This window comes from Methyloversatilis sp., from assembly GCF_051861465.1.
Classification (GTDB): Bacteria; Pseudomonadota; Gammaproteobacteria; order Burkholderiales; family Rhodocyclaceae; genus Methyloversatilis.
Genome location: NZ_JBHYCQ010000004.1, coordinates 163,737 through 180,391, shown reverse-complemented (window position 1 = coordinate 180,391; position 16,655 = coordinate 163,737). Strand labels below are relative to the sequence as shown.

The following is a 16,655-nucleotide window of genomic DNA, read 5'->3' as shown; positions in this document are numbered from 1 at the left end:
CTGCACCGTCCGCCTCTTCATCGATCCGGCTCACCTTACCGCGGCGATCCGGAATGAGCCACCCCGCGCGGAATCAGAAGAATCCGAGCGCCTTCGTCGAGTAGCTCACCAGCAGGTTCTTGGTCTGCTGGTAGTGGTCGAGCATCATCTTGTGGTTTTCGCGGCCGATGCCCGACTGCTTGTAGCCACCGAACGCGGCATGCGCCGGGTACAGGTGATAGCAGTTGGTCCACACCCGGCCCGCCTGGATGGCGCGGCCCATGCGATAGGTGCGATGTACCGAACGCGACCACAGGCCGGCACCCAGACCGTACAGCGTGTCGTTGGCGATGGCCAGTGCGTCGGCTTCGTCCTTGAAGGTGGTCAGCGCCAGCACCGGCCCGAAGATTTCTTCCTGGAACACGCGCATCTTGTTGTGTCCCTTCAGCACGGTCGGCTGGATGTAGTAGCCGCCCGCTTCCTCTTCCTTGCGCACGCTGCCGCCGGTCAGCACTTCCGCGCCTTCCTTGCGACCGATGTCGATGTAGGACAGGATCTTTTCGTGCTGGTCGGAACTGGCCTGGGCGCCGATCATGGTGTCGGTGTCCAGCGGATGACCGCCGCGCACCTTGTTCACGCGTGCAATGGCGCGCTCGATGAACTTGTCAGCAATGTTTTCCTGGACCAGCGCACGGCTCGGGCAGGTGCACACTTCACCCTGGTTCAGCGAGAACATCGCGAAACCTTCAAGGCACTTGTCAAAGTAGTCGTCGTCGGCGTCCATCACGTCGTCGAAGAACACGTTCGGCGACTTGCCACCCAGTTCCACGGTCGAGGGGATTATGTTCTGGGAAGCATATTGCATGATCAGTCGCCCGGTCGTAGTTTCCCCGGTGAAGGCGATCTTGGCGATGCGCTTGTTGGTGGCCAGCGGCTTGCCGGCTTCGATACCGAAACCGTTGACGATGTTCAGGATGCCGGGTGGCAGCAGGTCCTGGATCAGTTCGATCAGGACGAGCAGGCTGACCGGGGTCTGTTCCGCCGGCTTCATCACGATGCAGTTGCCCGCAGCCAGTGCCGGCGCGATTTTCCACGCCGCCATGAGGATGGGGAAGTTCCACGGAATGATCTGGCCGACAACGCCCAGCGGTTCATGGAAATGATAGGCAACGGTGGTTTCGTCGATTTCCGAAAGCGCACCTTCCTGTGCCCGGATGCAGCTGGCGAAGTAGCGGAAGTGGTCGATGGCGAGCGGGATGTCGGCCGCCAGGGTTTCTCGCACAGGTTTGCCGTTTTCCCAGGTTTCGGCGACGGCCAGCAACTCGAGGTTGGCTTCGAGGCGGTCTGCGATCTTGAACAGCAGGGCGGCACGTTGCGCCGGCGCAGTGCGCGCCCAGCCTTCGCGCGCCTTGTGGGCGGCGTCCAGCGCCAGTTCGATATCAGCGGCCTGGGAGCGGGCGACCTGACAGAACACCTTGCCGGTCACCGGCGTGGTGTTGTCGAAGTACTGACCTTCAACCGGCGGTACCCACTGGCCGCCGATGAAATTGTCGTAGCGGGCCTTGAAAGTGAGTTTCGAACCGGGTTGACCGGGGTCGGCGTAGCGCATGATCTGTCTCCTCGAATGATCGGTTGCCCTGCGGCCGACGTCGAATGCGCGGCACAAGAACACAGGGTCGGCCCGCACGCTAGTTCGTGCGGGGTAGGTATCCGGTAGGTGGAGGAGAACTTGTGAGCAATACGTCTGGCCGTCTGGCGGATCGCCGGCGGCGCATCGAATCGCTGCGGCGCGGTGAGCGCAGCACCGGCGAACACATCGTCGTGGTGGGCATGGACATTGCCGGCTCGTGGCAACGCTCGCGCGAAGCCGTGTCCGAAACCTGCTCGGCGGCACCGCTCGACGACACCGCACCGGACTGGACCGGTTCCGCCTACGGTCAGGCGCTGGTCGCCTGCGTCGACGAGCTGGAAACGGTGGCGATCGAAAGCGGCATGGTGGCAGCGGTCAGCGACGCCGATGGCCGTCTGCTGTGGACCGGCTGCAGCCGCAGCATGCGCACCCGCGCCGAGCGCGTGCATTTCGTGCCCGGCGGCCGTTGGGACGAACGTTCTGTCGGCACCAATGCGCTGGCCTTGGCGCTGCGTCATCGTCGCCCGGCCAGCGTCTTTTCGGCTGAACATTTCATTCCGGCGGTGCAGGACTGGGTGTGCTACGCCGCCCCGGTGCGCGACACGATCAGCGGCGAGGTGATGGGCGTGGTCGATCTGTCGACCACCTGGAACCGCCATTCGCCACTGGCGCTGCATGCGGTCGAGCGTTTCGCCGAGCGCGTTTCGCAAGCCCTGCAGGGGGTCAGCCAGGCGCCGGTGCTGCGCCTGCGCATGCTCGGCACACCCCAGGCCTCGATACACGGCAAGGTGCTGCCGCTGTCGCCGCGACAGATGGAAATACTCTGCCTGCTGGCACTGCATCCGGAAGGGATGGATCTGGAACGGCTGCACGCGGCCATCTACGGCGACCGCACAGTCGGCGTGGCCACGCTGAAGACCGAAGTGTCGCAATTGCGTGAACGGCTCGGCGGCGCCATCGGCTCGCGCCCGTATCGATTGCTGGTGAACTGGCAGGCCGACTTCATGGATCTGGAACAGGCGCTGAATGCGGGTCGCGTCGAAGCAGCGCTGGCCGGTTACCGCGGCGATTTTCTGCCGCGCACCGAAAGCCCGCTGCTGCGCACCTGGCGCGACTGCCTCGAATCACGACTGTCTGATGCCATCTTCCGCATCGACGACCCCGACCTGCTGTTGACCCATCTCGGTCAGTCACCCGAGGCGGTCGACGCGGTGGAGCGGCTGGTCGAACTGTTGCCGGGCGACCACCCGGTGCGCGCGCGGCTGCTGCAGACCCGCGACAGCCAGCGCTGACGGGCAGGGCATCAATGGCCGAACAGCAGTCGTTCGGCCTCCGGCACGTCGTATTCGACGCCTGCCTCGTCGAGCGAATAACCGCTCATTTCCTGCGCGCGCGCCTGCCAGTCCGGCTGGCGCAGCAGGCTGCCCAACACGTCCAGCGTGCGGCGCGAGGCCGGGCCGTCACGCAGCGCCAGAAAGTACATTTCCTCGAACAGCGGCAGGAACTCCAGGCCCAGCCGTCGCGCGAAGGCCTCGAGGCCCAGGCCCGCATCCGCCTCGTCACTGGCGATCAGTGCCGCCACCGCGGCATGGGTGTGCTCTTCGTCACCCTCGTTCAGTGCCCGCGTATCGAGTCCGGCCTGGCGCGCCAGCTGGTCGAATGCGAGCCGCGTGCCGGCGCCGGGCTGACGATGCACGAAGCGCAGGTCGGCACGCGACAGATCGCTCAGCCCGCGCACCCCCCTTGGATTGCCGCGGGCGAGGATCAAACCTTGCGTGCGGCGCGCGAAGCCGAGCAGACGCAGCCGCGGCAAGCCGTGCTGCGCGAGGTAGAGCGTCCAGATGTCGCGACCGAGTTCGCCGATCGGACAGTGAAAGCCGGCGATGTCGCAGCGGCGTGCTGCCAGCGCGAGCAGCGATTCCAGACTGCCATGCGTGCTCAAGGTTGCGCTCCGGCCGTCGTGGCGCAGCTGGCGGATCAGGTCGTTCAGCAGCGGATCATGGCTGGCGGCGATGCGCAGTGCGCCTGCTACGCCACCGGATGACTGCAGCGGCAGTTCGCGCATCGGCTGGCTGGCCGTGTGCAACGCGGCAGCGAGCGACTGCCGGGCGTCGCGGTCGACGGCCAGCAAGTGGCGGGCAAAGTCGTCCAGCGTCGAGCCACTTGCGCGCGCGGTCGAAATCAGCGTCTGGCCGAAGTACCCCTGCCAGGCGTTGATCAGCCCCCAGGCGTTGCGATACGAAAATCCGATGTGGCGCGCCGCGCCGGCGATCGACCCTGTTGTCTCGATCGCCGCGAGCAATGACAACAGCCGGCCGATGCCGGCCGGTGCATCGGGACCGAAATCCCACTCGATCCCGAGCCGAGGGGTTGTTACGGAAATTCCAGACATATAGGAAACCTTGTCGTCGAGCGATAGCGTCCGCGATCTTATGTGTTTCCGAATGCAGATAATGGGATTTCGCTGGCGACGCGTGACTGACGGACTGAAGCGCCTGCAAACGGGCGCGTCGGCATCCGGACAGGCATGAGCACGCTCAGCGAAAGCTTCGTGACCGCAGGCGGGCTGGTGCTCGCCGGCGATGCACAACTGCTGGGCATCGTGACGCTCAGCCTGCAGGTCAGCTTGACGGCCGTGTTTCTTGCATCCTGCGTCGGTCTGCCGATCGGCGCGGCGGTGGCGGTCGGGCGCTTTCCCGGTCGCAAGCCGCTGACCGTCATCCTGAACGGCCTGATGGGCTTGCCGCCGGTGGTCATCGGGCTGCTTGTCTACCTGCTGCTGTCGCGCGCCGGCCCGCTCGGATCTTTCGGCCTGCTGTTCACACCGACCGCGATGGTGATCGCCCAAGTGGTACTGATCACCCCCATCGTCGCCGCACTGTCGCGCCAGATCGTCGCCGACGCGTGGCGCGACTACGAAGAACAACTGCGATCGCTCGGTGCCTCGACGCCACGTGCCGCCTTCACCCTGCTGGTCGATACCCGTTTCTCGCTCAGCACCGCAGTGCTGGCCGGACTCGGCCGGGCGGTGGCCGAGGTGGGTGCGGTGATGATCGTCGGCGGCAATATCGACGGCGTCACCCGCGTCATGACCACCAGCATTGCGCTCGAAACCAGCAAGGGCGACCTGCCGCTGGCGCTGGCGCTCGGTTTCATCCTGATTGCCATCGTGCTGCTGCTCAATGCGCTGGCGCACGCGGTGCGCGAATGGGCGGTACGTCGCCATGGCTGACGCACTGATCACGCTCGACGCACTGCGCTACGACGCCGGCGACCGCACGCTGATCCGAGACGTGTCGCTGCGCATCGAAGCAGGGCGGCGCACGCTCATCCTCGGTCCCAACGGCGCCGGCAAGAGCGTGCTGATGCGTCTGATGCACGGGCTGATCGAACCGAGCGCCGGCCGCATCCTGTGGAACGGCGGCAGCGGCCGCCCGGCGCAGGCCATGGTGTTCCAGCGGCCGGTCATGCTGCGGCGCAGTGTGCTCGACAACGTCATCTATGCGCTCGATCTGGCCGGCGTTCCGGCGGCCGCCCGCCGCGCGCGCGCGCGCGACGTGCTCGAGCGTGTCGGTCTGACCGCGCTGGCCGACCGGCCGGCGCGCGTGCTGTCTGGCGGCGAGCAGCAGCGCGCCGCGCTGGCGCGCGCATGGGCACTGCGCCCGCGCGTGCTGTTCCTCGACGAGCCGACCGCCAGTCTCGATCCCGGTGCAGCGGCCGAAGTCGAGCGGCTGATCCGCGTCATCGCCGACGAAGGCTGCAGCATCGTCATGGTCACCCATCATCTCGGTCAGGCGCGTCGACTGGCCGACGACATCGTGTTCGTCGACGCCGGCCGCATCACCGAACACACGCCGGTCGCTGAATTTTTTGCATCACCACGCTCGGCCGAAGCCGGGAATTACCTCAGAGGAGAGCTCTCATGGACCTGATCCGCCGTTCCTTCATCACCTCCGCAGTGGCTGCCGCCATCGCGATGGGCACCCCGTTCGCCAGCGCAGCCGACCGCTTCATCACCGTGTCGTCGACCACCTCGACCGAACAGTCCGGACTGTTCAAACATCTGCTGCCGGCGTTCCAGGCGAAGACCGGCATCGAAGTGCGCGTGGTCGCGCTGGGCACCGGCCAGGCGCTGGACATGGCACGCCGCGGCGATGCCGACGTCGTGTTCGTGCATGACAAGGTGGCGGAGGAGAAATTCATCGCCGAGGGCTTCGGCGTGAAGCGCCAGGAGGTCATGTACAACGACTTCATCCTGGTCGGTCCGAAGTCGGACCCGGCGAAGGTCGGTGGCGGCAAGGACATCACCGAAGCGCTGAAAGGCATCCAGGCGGCGCAGGCGCCTTTCGTGTCGCGCGGCGACAAGAGCGGCACGCACGCCGCCGAGCTGCGGCTGTGGAAGGCGGCCGGCGTCGACCTCGACGCGGCGAAGGGCGCCTGGTACCGCGACACCGGCTCCGGCATGGGCCCGGCGCTGAACACCGCGGCATCGATGAACGCCTACATCCTGGCCGACCGCGGCACCTGGCTGTCGTTCAAGAACCGCGCCGACCTGACCGTGTCGGTTGAAGGCGACAAGCGCCTGTTCAACCAGTACGGCGTGATCCTGGTCAATCCGGACAAGCACCCGCACGTCAAGAAAGCCGACGGTCAGGCCTTCATCGACTGGGTCGTGTCGGCCGAAGGCCAGACCGCCATTGCCGACTACAAGATCGACGGCCAGCAGTTGTTCTTCCCGAACGCGGTGAAGTAGGGCGCTGGATCGACCGGGTGGGGTTGTCGGGCATTGCCTCGACCGGCTCGACCTGCGGTGGGTGCGAAGGTCGGGGAGGGCAGTGTTGGGCATCGCTGCGCTCACCCCAACCTACATAGGGTGCGGACATGTGCAAGGCGGGTACCGGGCATCGCCGCGCTCGACCCGCCCCAGCGTGGGGAGGGCGGTGGGGTTCGTAGGTTGGCGTGAGCGAAGCGATGCATAACGACACGTCACGACACCGCACAACACCGTAGGTTGGGGTGAGCGCAGCGATGCCCAACAACGCACTCGGTCAGTCACCCTCCGTCGCGGCCGTCAGCCTGCATCCAGCCCAGGCCCGCCGCCGTGTCGCCGGCCGGCAGGTATTCGGCGCTGACCCAGCCGGCGTAGCCGATGCGATCGAGCCACTTGAACAGGAAGGGGTAATTGATTTCGCCGGTGCCCGGTTCGTGACGGCCGGGGTTGTCGGCGATCTGTACGTGGCCGATGCGCGCGCGTTCGCGCTGCAGCGTGCGGGCGAGGTCGCCTTCCATGATCTGCATGTGATAGACGTCGTACTGCAGCTTCACGTTCGGCTCGCCGACCCGTTCGATCAGTGCCAGCGTTTCGGCCGAATGGTTCAGCAGGAAGCCCGGCATGTCGCGTGTATTGATCGGTTCGACCATCAGTTCGATGCCTTCGCGCGACAGCGCGCGCGCAGCGAAGCGTACGTTGCGTTCCATCACGGCGAGCAACTCCGCGCGGTCCGCGCCGTCCGGCGCCAGACCGGCCAGGCAATTGATGCGCCGGCAATTCAGCACGCGCGCGTAGTCGAGTGCTTGCCCGACGCCCGCTTCGAATTCATCCACCCGGTCCGGCAGACAGGCGATGCCGCGCTCGCCGGCAGCCCAGTTGCCGGGGGGCAGATTGAACAGGACCTGTTCGAGCTGGTGGGCCTGCAATTCGTCGGCCAGTGCCTCGGCCGGCACGCCGTAAGGAAAGTGGCATTCAACACCGGTGAAGCCGGCGCGCGCGGCGGCGGCGTAGCGCCCGGCGAAGGGCTGCTCCGTGAACAACAGTGACAGGTTGGCGCAGAAGCGGGGCATGTGACGTCATTTCAGGCGAAGCCATGATTCTAATTGGCGGCGGACATGCGTTGTCCGGTCGCGCGGAGTATCGTCTGCGGCTTCGCGTTTTTTCGCCCGGCCCCGTTCATGCCCGCACACACCACTCACGGCGACGATCCGCATGCCCTCGCGGAATGCATCGCCACGCATGATTTCTGCTTCCTGCCGGCCGATCACACGAAAAACGGTCTGGCCAGCCTCGAAGCAGGCTGGAACAGCGACTGGGACCGCTTTGCCGCGAGCTGGGGCTCGCTGGAGCGCGATACCTACATGGCGGACGGCGGTCGCTACCGCCGCCGGCGTTATGCGGTGCTGAGCGCGCCGGCCGACAGTCTCGACGCGGTGCTCGAGCCACCTCAGCCGCATTACCAGAGCCTCGACTACAACAACCTGAACGGGGGCGTCGCGCGGCATTTCGCACCGATCGCGCCCGAGGTGATGCAGGGTGCGACCATGCAGACCGCGATCCGGCTCGGTCTGGGCGTGTTCCAGCGCCTGCATCCGGGCGCGGCGGCGCACATCGAGGTGCACCAGTTCCGCATCGAGGCGCTGCCCGACGGGGCCGGCAAGCCGACGCCGGAAGGCGTGCATCGCGACGGCGTCGATTTCGTGCTGGTGATGATGGTGCGGCGTGAGAACGTCGAGAGCGGCACCACCGAAATCTTCTCGCCCGAAGGCGATCCGCTGGACAGCTTCACGCTGACTGCGCCGTGCGACGCCGCGCTGGTGAACGATCAGCGCGCGCTGCACGGCGTGACGCCCATCCATCCGCTGGACCCGTCGAAACCGGCCTGGCGCGATGTGCTGGTGGTGACTTACCGGCGCGCGATGTGCTGAACAGTGTCGGCGACGCTCGCCGACCTGCGTCACCAGACCTCGAAGTCATCGGCCGGCACGGGTCGGCCGCAGTATCGCCAGACCCGTGCCGGCGCGTTCAATGGCCGAGTGCGTCGCGCAGCAGGGCGCCGAACTGCGTCTCGTCCGGTGCAGTGTCGAGGCTCTTGAGGGTGGGATCGGGCGTGCTCCACACGGGTGCGCTGCGGGTCCATACATTGATCTGTGGCCTGAAGATGTCGGGATCATCGAGGCTGCCCGCCCACAGACCCTGCAGGTCGGGCACCAGATCGGCGAGGATGAACAGGTTCGAGCCACAGTCGCCGCACAGGCCGCGACTGACCAGGCGCCCGCTTTCTGCATGCAGCGAGGCATAGCGCGCGGCAGGGCCGGTGATCGTGAGCGCAGTTTTCGGGACATACATGACCGGGCAGTAGGCAGCGCCACTGGCACGCTGACAGTCACGACAGTGGCAGTTCCAGGAAAACCGCGGTCTGGCGGCGCACTCATATCGGATGGCGCCGCACGAGCAGCCGCCGGCAAACGGTGTAATCACGTCATCTCCTTTTTTTGTTGTCGGCCCCTCGCGTGTCGGGCCTGCCAGAGCGTGTTCACCGTATGTCTTGCCACTGAGTCGGTGCGCGACGCTGCGCAGACCTGGCGTCTGAACGGCCGTTCGCTGTGAACACGCTCCACAAACAAGATAGGTGACGGCGAGCCGGCTTTCCAGAATCCGCGAGGCGCTGCCACAGGGCTGCGGGCGAAACGCAGGCCTGCCTTGTTACTTCTGAAAACAGTAAATTTCAGAACTTAACCATTCGGGCAAGGTGAAAGGTAAAGAGGCGTTCGCCCGCTCAGCCTTGCTTGCCCGGGGCTGCCGCGCCCTCGTCCATACCTGCCGGACGACCTGCCTTCGATGGCACCTTCAGGTGCAGCGCGGCCTTGGCCATCAGATTGGCTGATACGGGCGCGGTAATGAACAGGAACAATGTGATGAGCAGTTCGGGCACGCCGAAGCGGCCGCCGGCCCAGCTGTGGACCATGGCGGCGATCAGCACGCCGCCAACGCCCAGCGTCGTGGCTTTGGTCGGTGCGTGCAGGCGCATGAAGAAATCGCCGAAGCGCACGAGGCCGATGCCGCCAACCAGCATGAACAGCGCGCCGATGACGAGCATCAGCGATATCAGGGCGTCGACCAGTGGGTGCAGGGTGTCCATATATAGATGCCTTACTCGATCACGTCGCCGCGCGTCAGATAGCGCGCCAGCGCCACGGTCGACACGAAACCCAGCATGGCGACGATCAGCGCCGCCTCGAACAGCAGTTCGGTCTGCTGGCGGATGCCCAGCAGCACGACCAATGCCACCACATTGATGTAGAGCGTATCGAGCGCCAGCAGCCGGTCGGTCACTTCCGGGCCGCGGAACAGCCGGAATGCACACATCAGCATGGCCAGTGCAACGGCGGCCACGGCAATGTCGAGAGCCAGAGGCATCATTCGAAAATCTCCCGCAGCGGTCGTTCGTAACGGTTCTTGATGTCCTGCGCCATCGCAGCCGGTTCGCTGCAGTCGAGCGCATGCACCAGGATTTCATGGCGCACCTCGTCGATCACGCAGGACACCGTGCCCGGTGTGGTCGTGATGATGGTCGCCAGCAACGCGATGCCGTTCGGGTGACGGATGTCCAGCGGCACCGGCACCCAGGCGGGCTGCGGCTCGCGCGCCGGATTGAGGACGATTTTCGCAACCGTGATGTTGGACACCACGATGTCCCACAACACGATGCCGGCGAAGCGCACGACGGTTGCCCAGGACGACACCTTCACCTGTGGCCCGAGAAAACCCGCCAGTACGCGTGGCAGGAGCAGCGCAAACACCGTGGCGGTGATCAGCTGCGGCACGGCGAGCGACTGCTGCAGCAGCAGCCAGCTGGCCGCGATGATGGCGGACATGAAAGGGTACGCCAGCCAGCGCTTCGGGTGGGATGTTCCGGTCGCCATCAAGGCCCTCCTTCCGTACCCTGCCCCGCTGGCACGCCTGCGGCCGGTCGCGGGAAAACATAGGGCAATGTGGTGTCGACACCCTCGCCGCCCAGCACGCCGAGCGCGTAGGCACGGTGGTCGGTCAGCTGTGCGGCCGCGGCATCGGTGTAGCGCTTGAGCGGATCGGCCAGCACGGTCATGGCAACGCCGCCGACCAGCAGCGCGATGGTGGCGAGCACCAGCTTGCTGCTGGCGCCCGCGGCGGTACCGGTGCCCGCCAGTTCAGGGCGTGTGCTCCAGAACAGCAGACTGCCGGCGCGCGCCAGCCCGATCAGCGTCAGGAAACCGACCGACAGCACGACGATCCAGATCCACACCTGCGCATCGTGACCGCTGGACGCCTGCAGCACCATCAGCTTGCCGATGAAACCGGGCAGCGGCGGCAGGCCGGCGGCCGAGGCGGCGGCGAGCAGCAGCATCAGGCCGAGCAGGACCGGCTGCGCCACCGGTGCACCGGCTTCGAGCCGGCTGTCGGCGTCGCCGCGTTGCGAAGCGACCAGTTCGACCAGCAGGAACAGCGCGGCGATGACCAGCGTGCTGTGCGCCATGTAATACAGCGCGGCAGACCAGGCTGCGGTGCTGAAGAGGCCAAGCGACGCGAGTATCGTGCCGACCGACGCGATCGTCAAATAGGCCACCAGCCGCGGCAGGGTCTGCGCGGCCAGCGCGCCGAACACGGCCAGCGCGCTGGTACCCAGCGCCAGCGGCAGCAGCCAGGGCTCGGCCACCAGCGCCGAGGCGCCACCGTCTGCACCGAAAATGACGCCGTGCACCCGCACGATGCTGTACACGCCGACCTTGGTCATCAGCGCGAACAGTGCCGCCACCGGCGCACTGGCCGCGGCATAGGTCGCCGGCAGCCACAGGTAGAGCGGCAGCATGGCTGCCTTGACACCGAACACCACCAGCAGGATAAGCGCCGCCGCCTTGAGCACCAGTGCCTCGTCACCGGTGACCAGCGGCACGCGCTGCGCCAGATCGGCCATGTTCAGCGTGCCGGTCACAGCGTAGATCAGTGACACACCGATCAGGAACAGCGCCGACGCGGCGAGGTTGATCGCCACGTACTGCACGCCGACGCGGAAGCGCTCCTTGCCCTGACCGTGCACCAGCAACACATACGACGCGATCAGCAGCACTTCGAAAAACACGAACAGGTTGAACAGGTCACCGGTGACGAAGGCGCCGCACAGACCCATCAGCTGGAACTGGATCAGCGCATGGAAATGCCGGCCGTGACTGTCCCAGCCGCCGCTCGCATACAGCAGCACCGGCAGCGCGACCGCCTGCGTGAGCACCAGCATCAGCGCCGACAGCCGGTCGATCACCAGCACGATGCCGAACGGCGCCGGCCAGTCGCCGACGCGATACACGCGCAACTCGCCGCCATGTGCGTCGAGCGCAAGCTTGAGCGCCAGCAGCAGGCCGAGCGTGACCGACGCCAGCGCGATGCGCCGCGCCAGCACCAGGCGTTCGCGGCTGTCGCCGATCAGCACCAGCAGCATCGCGGTGAAGGCCGGCAGCAGCACGGTGAGCACCGGCAGATGCGGCGCAATCAGGCTGGCAAGGCTCATGCGCCGGGCTCCTTGCCGTCGACCTGGTCGGTACCCGACTCGTGATGGCTGCGCAGCGCGAGTTCGATGACGAAGCCGGTGGTGGCGAAGCCGATGACGATGGCGGTCAGCACCAGTGCCTGCGGCAGCGGATCGGCGATCACCTCGCCGTTGCCGATGATGGGTTGCGCACCGGTCCACAGGCGGCCCATCGCAAAGATGAACACATTCACCGCATAGCCGATCAACGTCAGGCCGAGCACGACCGGAAAGCTGCGGCCACGCAGCATCAGGAACACGCCACAGGCAGTGACCCAGCCGATGCCGCTGGCGACCAGAAACTCCATACTCACATTCATCCGTGACTCTCCTTGCTGGCGGCGCCCAGCACCGACAGCATCAGCAGCGTTGCACCGACCACGGTGATGTACACCCCGAGGTCGAACACTGCTGCGCTGGCCAGCGGCAGTTCGCCCAGCACCGCAACCGTCGGGTGTCCGTGCGCGCTGGTCAGGAAAGGTTTGCCGAACACGAACGCGGCCACACCGGTCAGCCCGGCGATCGCGAGACCGCTGCCGATCCAGCGGCTGAAACGCCGCCCGGCCGCGCCATGCAGCGCAGATTCGGCACGCGCCTGCCCGAGCGCCATGAATTGCAGCACCAGCGCAACGGCGGTGACCAGACCGGCGATGAAACCGCCGCCGGGCAGGTTGTGGCCGCGCCAGAAGATGTAGGCCGAAACGACCAGCGCCAGCGGCAGCACGATGCGCGCAGCCACCCGCAGCAACAGCGGCTGCTGTTCGAAGGTCCATGCGCGCCCGGCGGTATCGACCGTCGGCCGCTTCGCGCGCAGGCCGTCGAGCAGCGCAAGTGCGCCCAGCGCGGCGATACCGAGCACGGTGATTTCACCGAAGGTGTCATAGCCGCGGAAATCCACCAGGATGACGTTCACCGCATTGGTGCCGCCGCCGCCGGGCACGGTGTTGTCGAGGAAGAACCAGGAAATCGACGAATGGTCGCGCGTGAGCATCAGCCAGGCCAGCGCCGCCACGCCGCCGCCGGCGGCCAGCGCGAGTGCGGCGTCGCGGCCGTAGCGCAGCGACGTCGATTCGCGCGGCGAGGTCTGCGGCAGCAGTGCAAGCCCCATCAGCAGCAGCACGGTAGACACCACTTCGACCGACAGCTGGGTCAACGCCAGATCGGGCGCCGACAGTGCGACGAAAGTAAGCGCGGTCACCATGCCGACGACGCCGGTCAGCACGACCGCCTGAAAGCGCGCGTGGTGCGTCCACACCAGTGCCGCGCCCGCCGCGAGCAGCAGTGCCCACACGACGATGGCCAGCGGCGGTGCGTCGAGCAGCGTGCGGCTGCCGGCCCGGGGCAGACTGTCCGCGGCACCGAAAGGCGCCGCTGCCATGGCCAGCACCAGCAGCACCATCAGCGCCAGCGATCGCTGGAGTGAGCCGTTTTCGATGCGGCCGGTCAGCCGGCCGGAGAGGGCGAACAGGCTTTCCATCAGGCAGGTGAAGCTGGCTTTGCCGGACCAGCGCTGCGGTGTGTAGCCAGGCAGACCGAACGATTTCTGAAGCGTGAAATACAGCGCCAGTCCGCCCGCCACGGCGATGGCGCTCATCAGCAACGGCAGGTTGAAGCCGTGCCAGATCGCCAGGTGATACTCGGGCGGCGCCGTGCCGAGCAGCGCGCTGGCCGCGACCTGAACCAGCGGACCATAGGTCACGGCAGGGAAGACCCCGACCATGACACACAGCACAGCCAGCAGCACGACCGGCGCCAGCATGCCGATCGGCGGGTCGTGCGGATGCGCATCCGGCGGCAGATCCTTCGGCGCGCCGTTGAAGAAGGTGGCATGTACCAGCCGCACAGAGTAGGCCATCGAACAGATGCCGGCGAAGGTGGCGATGACCGGCACGGCCACGCCCCACGGCAGCGTCGACTCGACCGCTTCGTGGAAGAACATTTCCTTCGACAGGAACCCGTTGAACAGCGGGATGCCGGCCATCGCCGCGGCGGCCGTCATGGCGAACGTGGCGGTCCAGGGCATCAGCCGGTACAGCCCGCCGAGACGGCGCAGGTCGCGCGTACCGGTTTCGTGATCGATGATGCCGGCGCTCATGAACAGCGCCGCCTTGAAGGTGGCGTGATTCAGGATGTGGAACACCGCAGCCACCGCCGACAGCGGCGAGCCCAGTCCGATCAGGAAGGTGATGAAGCCGAGGTGGCTGACCGTCGAGTAGGCCAGCAGGCCCTTCATGTCATGCTTGAAGATCGCCACCCAGGCGGCGAAGGCAACCGTGGCCAGACCGAAACTGGCGACCACGCCCTCGAACAGGTCGGTGCCGCCGAGCGCTGGATAGAGCCGCGCCAGCAGGAACACGCCGGCTTTCACCATGGTGGCCGAATGCAGGTAGGCCGATACCGGCGTCGGTGCTGCCATCGCTTCCGGCAGCCAGAAATGGAAGGGCACCTGAGCGCTCTTGGTGAAGCAGCCGACCAGAATCAACCCGAGCAGCAGCGGGTACAGCGGGTCGGCCTTGATGATGTCGCCGCGTGTCAGCAATTCGCTCAGTTCATAGGTGCCGGCAACCTGGCCGAGCAGCACGAAACCGGCCAGCATGACCAGACCGCCGCCGCCGGTGACTGCCAGCGCCATGCGCGCACCCGCCCTCGCCTCTTCCTTGTGGCCCCAGTAGCCAACCAGCAGGAAGGACGACACGCTGGTCAGTTCCCAGAACACCACCAGCAGCATGATGTTGTCCGACATGACCACACCGAGCATGGCTGCCATGAACAGCATCAGCAGCGTGTAGAACTTGCCGGCCGGGTCCGATGCCGCCAGATAGAAGTGCGCGTAAATGACGATCAGCAGACCGATGCCGGTGATCAGCAGCGCGAAAAGGAGCGCCAGGCCGTCGAGTCGCCAGCCGATGGCCAGGCCGAGCGACGGCACCCAGTCGGTGTGCGCGATCAATGTCTGGCCGGCCAGTATCTGCGGCGCGAGCGACAGCAACAAGGCCAGCGCGGCGACGGTGACGCCGCCGGCCGCCAGGGCGGTCAGCGTCCGGCGGGCAGGCGAATTGTCGCGGCCAAGGCCGAAACACAGCAACGTGCCTGCCAGTAGGGGCAGCAGCACTATCGTGGCAAGTGGATTCATGGGCGCTGCGAAGTCGGGCTACGTCTGTCCGGCCGAAGAATAACCTTGTTTGATCCGAGTGCTCCGATGGGCGGAGCGCTCGACAGGCTTGAGTCATTGTCGAGTCCGGATGATCTTATCCCTGACTGACGCGAACCTGACCGGTGCCATCGCCGGTTGGTTCCGCAAGCCGGTTACCATCCGGCTGCCCTGCCCCACCCTGCAACGATGCCAGCCCGATTCCGCCATGAGTGACGAAAGCGCCCTGCCCGAACTGCCGGTTCCGATCCGTCCGCTGGACGAAGTCACCGTGCCCGCCGCGCTCGACGGTCACGACGGCATCAACCGCGCCGATGCGGCGCGGCTGCAGATCAGTGCCTCGAACGACGTCGACGCCATCCGCTGCTTCCTGACCGAGTACGAACAGTCGCCCGGTACGCATCGCATCTACCAGCGCGAGTGCGAGCGGCTGCTGCTGTGGTCGCTGATCGAATGCGGCAAGCCCTTGTCCAGCCTGAACCGGCAGGACTTCGAAGGCTATCTGCACTTTCTGGCCGATCCGCAGCCGGCGAAGCTGTGGTGCGCGCCCAAGGTGCCGCGCGTGAAGCCCGCGTGGCGCCCCTTTGTCGGCCCGCTGTCGGATTCGGCGGTGCTCACGTCGATCGCGGCGATCAATTCGTTGATGGCCTATCTGGTCGACGCGGGCTATCTGTCCGGCAATCCGCTGGGCCTGATCCGGCAGCGCCGGCGCAAGCTGAACATGGCGGCGACCGGACCGGCGCAGGTCATCGCGCAGACTGAGGAAATGCAGAAGATCGAGCGCTTTCTCGACGCCGAAATGTGGCACGCGGTCACCCGCGCCATCGAGGCCCTGCCGCGCGAAACGGAGGGCGAACGCGACGAGTACGAGCGGGCGCGCTTCATCGCCGCCTTGCTCTACATGCTGGCACCGCGTGCCGGAGAGCTGGAGTCGCATCGCATGAACAGCTTTCGCGAGGAGCGCGGCCGCTGGTGGTGGCATGTCGTCGGCAAGGGCGGCAAGCAGGCCAGGGTGCCGGTGGCCGACGACATGGTGCATGCGCTGGTGCGCTACCGGAAACATCTGGGGCTCAGCGCGATGCCGAAACGCACCGACCTCACGCCCTTGCTGGTGTCGATCAAGGACCGCAGCCCGATCACCGCACGCCGGCTGAACCAGATCCTGAAGAAGCTGTTCAACGCCGCCGCCGACCTGCTGCCCGAGGCCTCGGAACACAAGCGCGAAAAGCTGCGCGCCGCCTCGGCGCACTGGGGACGCCATACCGGCATCACGGCCAAGCTCGACAGCGGCATGAACGAACGCTTCGTGCAGAAGGACGCCCGTCATACCGACGCGCGCACGACACAGCGCTACATCCACGAAGAGGAAGAACGCTGGCATGACGAAGCGCAGAAGCAGCAGTTGCCGTGGGCAACCCCGTCCGATGAGGAGGCGCTGAAGAAGCCTTGATACACGGGCAGCGAAAAATTTTCTCCGGGTGAAGTAAGCATCGCGATGCCACCCGGGTCTAGTGGCGGGAGAGCGCAATGCGCGGGCCACCGGCCGGCGGGTGTTGTTCTCGCA

General features: G+C 66.3%; 16 protein-coding genes. 6 read left to right on the top strand and 10 right to left on the bottom strand.

Annotated elements, in window-relative coordinates:
- Positions 1-73: 73 nt before the first annotated feature.
- A complete protein-coding gene (gene exaC, locus ACTIFF_RS07300) occupies positions 74-1,588 on the bottom strand; it encodes an acetaldehyde dehydrogenase ExaC (protein WP_439536240.1) in 1,515 nt (504 codons plus the stop codon).
- Positions 1,589-1,710: 122 nt separating this feature from the next.
- Here exaC and ACTIFF_RS07295 point away from each other — a divergent pair, with 122 nt between their 5' ends.
- On the top strand, positions 1,711-2,901 hold the full coding sequence (locus tag ACTIFF_RS07295; RefSeq protein WP_439536239.1) for a GAF domain-containing protein: 1,191 nt from the start codon (positions 1,711-1,713) through the stop codon (positions 2,899-2,901).
- A gap of 11 nt (positions 2,902-2,912) precedes the next feature.
- On the opposite strand, the gene ACTIFF_RS07290 is transcribed toward ACTIFF_RS07295, so the two are convergent.
- Positions 2,913-4,001, bottom strand: coding sequence for a substrate-binding domain-containing protein (locus ACTIFF_RS07290; RefSeq protein ID WP_439536238.1), 1,089 nt, complete (start codon positions 3,999-4,001; stop codon positions 2,913-2,915).
- A gap of 135 nt (positions 4,002-4,136) precedes the next feature.
- Between ACTIFF_RS07290 and ACTIFF_RS07285 the strand changes: the two genes are divergently transcribed.
- Genes ACTIFF_RS07285 through ACTIFF_RS07275 form a run of 3 tightly spaced genes read left to right on the top strand, consistent with a single transcriptional unit; the run spans position 4,137 to position 6,362 of the window.
- Complete coding sequence (locus ACTIFF_RS07285; protein WP_439536237.1) at positions 4,137-4,841, top strand: ABC transporter permease; 705 nt, start codon at positions 4,137-4,139, stop codon at positions 4,839-4,841.
- Positions 4,834-5,541 (top strand): ATP-binding cassette domain-containing protein, encoded by a 708-nt coding sequence (locus ACTIFF_RS07280; RefSeq protein WP_439536236.1) that lies wholly within the window; start codon positions 4,834-4,836, stop codon positions 5,539-5,541. The genes ACTIFF_RS07285 and ACTIFF_RS07280 overlap by 8 nt, the downstream gene beginning before the upstream one ends.
- Positions 5,532-6,362 carry an extracellular solute-binding protein gene (locus ACTIFF_RS07275; RefSeq protein ID WP_439536235.1) on the top strand — a complete coding sequence of 277 codons (831 nt, stop codon included), beginning with the start codon at positions 5,532-5,534 and terminating at the stop codon, positions 6,360-6,362. The genes ACTIFF_RS07280 and ACTIFF_RS07275 overlap by 10 nt, the downstream gene beginning before the upstream one ends.
- Positions 6,363-6,661: 299 nt before the next feature.
- Here ACTIFF_RS07275 and hyi read toward each other — a convergent pair whose 3' ends face one another.
- A complete protein-coding gene (gene hyi / locus ACTIFF_RS07270; protein ID WP_439536234.1) occupies positions 6,662-7,450 on the bottom strand; it encodes a hydroxypyruvate isomerase in 789 nt (262 codons plus the stop codon).
- Positions 7,451-7,558: 108 nt separating this feature from the next.
- Between hyi and ACTIFF_RS07265 the strand changes: the two genes are divergently transcribed.
- A complete protein-coding gene (locus tag ACTIFF_RS07265) occupies positions 7,559-8,308 on the top strand; it encodes a 2OG-Fe dioxygenase family protein (RefSeq protein WP_439536233.1) in 750 nt (249 codons plus the stop codon).
- A 97-nt stretch (positions 8,309-8,405) separates the two neighbouring features.
- Here ACTIFF_RS07265 and ACTIFF_RS07260 read toward each other — a convergent pair whose 3' ends face one another.
- The 7 genes from ACTIFF_RS07260 to ACTIFF_RS07230 all read right to left on the bottom strand — a co-directional run bounded on the left by ACTIFF_RS07260 (position 8,406) and on the right by ACTIFF_RS07230 (position 15,073).
- The gene (locus ACTIFF_RS07260) at positions 8,406-8,861 is read right to left on the bottom strand and encodes a GFA family protein (RefSeq protein WP_439536232.1); all 456 of its coding nucleotides are present in this window, start codon (positions 8,859-8,861) and stop codon (positions 8,406-8,408) included.
- 298 nt (positions 8,862-9,159) lie between these two features.
- Positions 9,160-9,522: a Na+/H+ antiporter subunit G gene (locus tag ACTIFF_RS07255; RefSeq protein WP_439536231.1), complete on the bottom strand. Its 363-nt coding sequence runs from the start codon at positions 9,520-9,522 to the stop codon at positions 9,160-9,162.
- Positions 9,523-9,533: 11 nt separating this feature from the next.
- Positions 9,534-9,803, bottom strand: a complete 270-nt coding sequence (locus ACTIFF_RS07250) for a K+/H+ antiporter subunit F (RefSeq protein ID WP_439536230.1) — start codon at positions 9,801-9,803, stop codon at positions 9,534-9,536.
- Positions 9,800-10,306, bottom strand: coding sequence for a Na+/H+ antiporter subunit E (locus tag ACTIFF_RS07245; RefSeq protein ID WP_439536229.1), 507 nt, complete (start codon positions 10,304-10,306; stop codon positions 9,800-9,802). The genes ACTIFF_RS07250 and ACTIFF_RS07245 overlap by 4 nt, the downstream gene beginning before the upstream one ends.
- Entirely contained in the window at positions 10,306-11,922 is a 1,617-nt protein-coding gene (locus ACTIFF_RS07240; protein ID WP_439536228.1) for a monovalent cation/H+ antiporter subunit D, read from the bottom strand. The genes ACTIFF_RS07245 and ACTIFF_RS07240 overlap by 1 nt, the downstream gene beginning before the upstream one ends.
- Positions 11,919-12,260, bottom strand: coding sequence for a Na+/H+ antiporter subunit C (locus tag ACTIFF_RS07235; protein WP_439536227.1), 342 nt, complete (start codon positions 12,258-12,260; stop codon positions 11,919-11,921). The genes ACTIFF_RS07240 and ACTIFF_RS07235 overlap by 4 nt, the downstream gene beginning before the upstream one ends.
- Positions 12,257-15,073 (bottom strand): monovalent cation/H+ antiporter subunit A, encoded by a 2,817-nt coding sequence (locus tag ACTIFF_RS07230; RefSeq protein WP_439536226.1) that lies wholly within the window; start codon positions 15,071-15,073, stop codon positions 12,257-12,259. The genes ACTIFF_RS07235 and ACTIFF_RS07230 overlap by 4 nt, the downstream gene beginning before the upstream one ends.
- Before the next feature lie 226 nt (positions 15,074-15,299).
- Between ACTIFF_RS07230 and ACTIFF_RS07225 the strand changes: the two genes are divergently transcribed.
- A complete protein-coding gene (locus tag ACTIFF_RS07225) occupies positions 15,300-16,541 on the top strand; it encodes a tyrosine-type recombinase/integrase (RefSeq protein ID WP_439536225.1) in 1,242 nt (413 codons plus the stop codon).
- The last annotated feature ends 114 nt before the right edge of the window (positions 16,542-16,655 follow it).

What these genes read in the sequence shown, in the direction of transcription:
- exaC (WP_439536240.1), bottom strand. Translation starts at nt 1,588, where the DNA reads ATGCGCTACGCCGACCCCGGTCAACCCGGTTCGAAACTCACTTTCAAG.
- ACTIFF_RS07290 (WP_439536238.1), bottom strand. Translation starts at nt 4,001, where the DNA reads ATGTCTGGAATTTCCGTAACAACCCCTCGGCTCGGGATCGAGTGGGAT.
- ACTIFF_RS07285 (WP_439536237.1), top strand. Translation starts at nt 4,137, where the DNA reads ATGAGCACGCTCAGCGAAAGCTTCGTGACCGCAGGCGGGCTGGTGCTC.
- ACTIFF_RS07280 (WP_439536236.1), top strand. Translation starts at nt 4,834, where the DNA reads ATGGCTGACGCACTGATCACGCTCGACGCACTGCGCTACGACGCCGGC.
- ACTIFF_RS07275 (WP_439536235.1), top strand. Translation starts at nt 5,532, where the DNA reads ATGGACCTGATCCGCCGTTCCTTCATCACCTCCGCAGTGGCTGCCGCC.
- hyi (WP_439536234.1), bottom strand. Translation starts at nt 7,450, where the DNA reads ATGCCCCGCTTCTGCGCCAACCTGTCACTGTTGTTCACGGAGCAGCCC.
- ACTIFF_RS07265 (WP_439536233.1), top strand. Translation starts at nt 7,559, where the DNA reads ATGCCCGCACACACCACTCACGGCGACGATCCGCATGCCCTCGCGGAA.
- ACTIFF_RS07255 (WP_439536231.1), bottom strand. Translation starts at nt 9,522, where the DNA reads ATGGACACCCTGCACCCACTGGTCGACGCCCTGATATCGCTGATGCTC.
- ACTIFF_RS07250 (WP_439536230.1), bottom strand. Translation starts at nt 9,803, where the DNA reads ATGATGCCTCTGGCTCTCGACATTGCCGTGGCCGCCGTTGCACTGGCC.
- ACTIFF_RS07245 (WP_439536229.1), bottom strand. Translation starts at nt 10,306, where the DNA reads ATGGCGACCGGAACATCCCACCCGAAGCGCTGGCTGGCGTACCCTTTC.
- ACTIFF_RS07240 (WP_439536228.1), bottom strand. Translation starts at nt 11,922, where the DNA reads ATGAGCCTTGCCAGCCTGATTGCGCCGCATCTGCCGGTGCTCACCGTG.
- ACTIFF_RS07235 (WP_439536227.1), bottom strand. Translation starts at nt 12,260, where the DNA reads ATGAATGTGAGTATGGAGTTTCTGGTCGCCAGCGGCATCGGCTGGGTC.
- ACTIFF_RS07230 (WP_439536226.1), bottom strand. Translation starts at nt 15,073, where the DNA reads ATGAATCCACTTGCCACGATAGTGCTGCTGCCCCTACTGGCAGGCACG.
- ACTIFF_RS07225 (WP_439536225.1), top strand. Translation starts at nt 15,300, where the DNA reads ATGAGTGACGAAAGCGCCCTGCCCGAACTGCCGGTTCCGATCCGTCCG.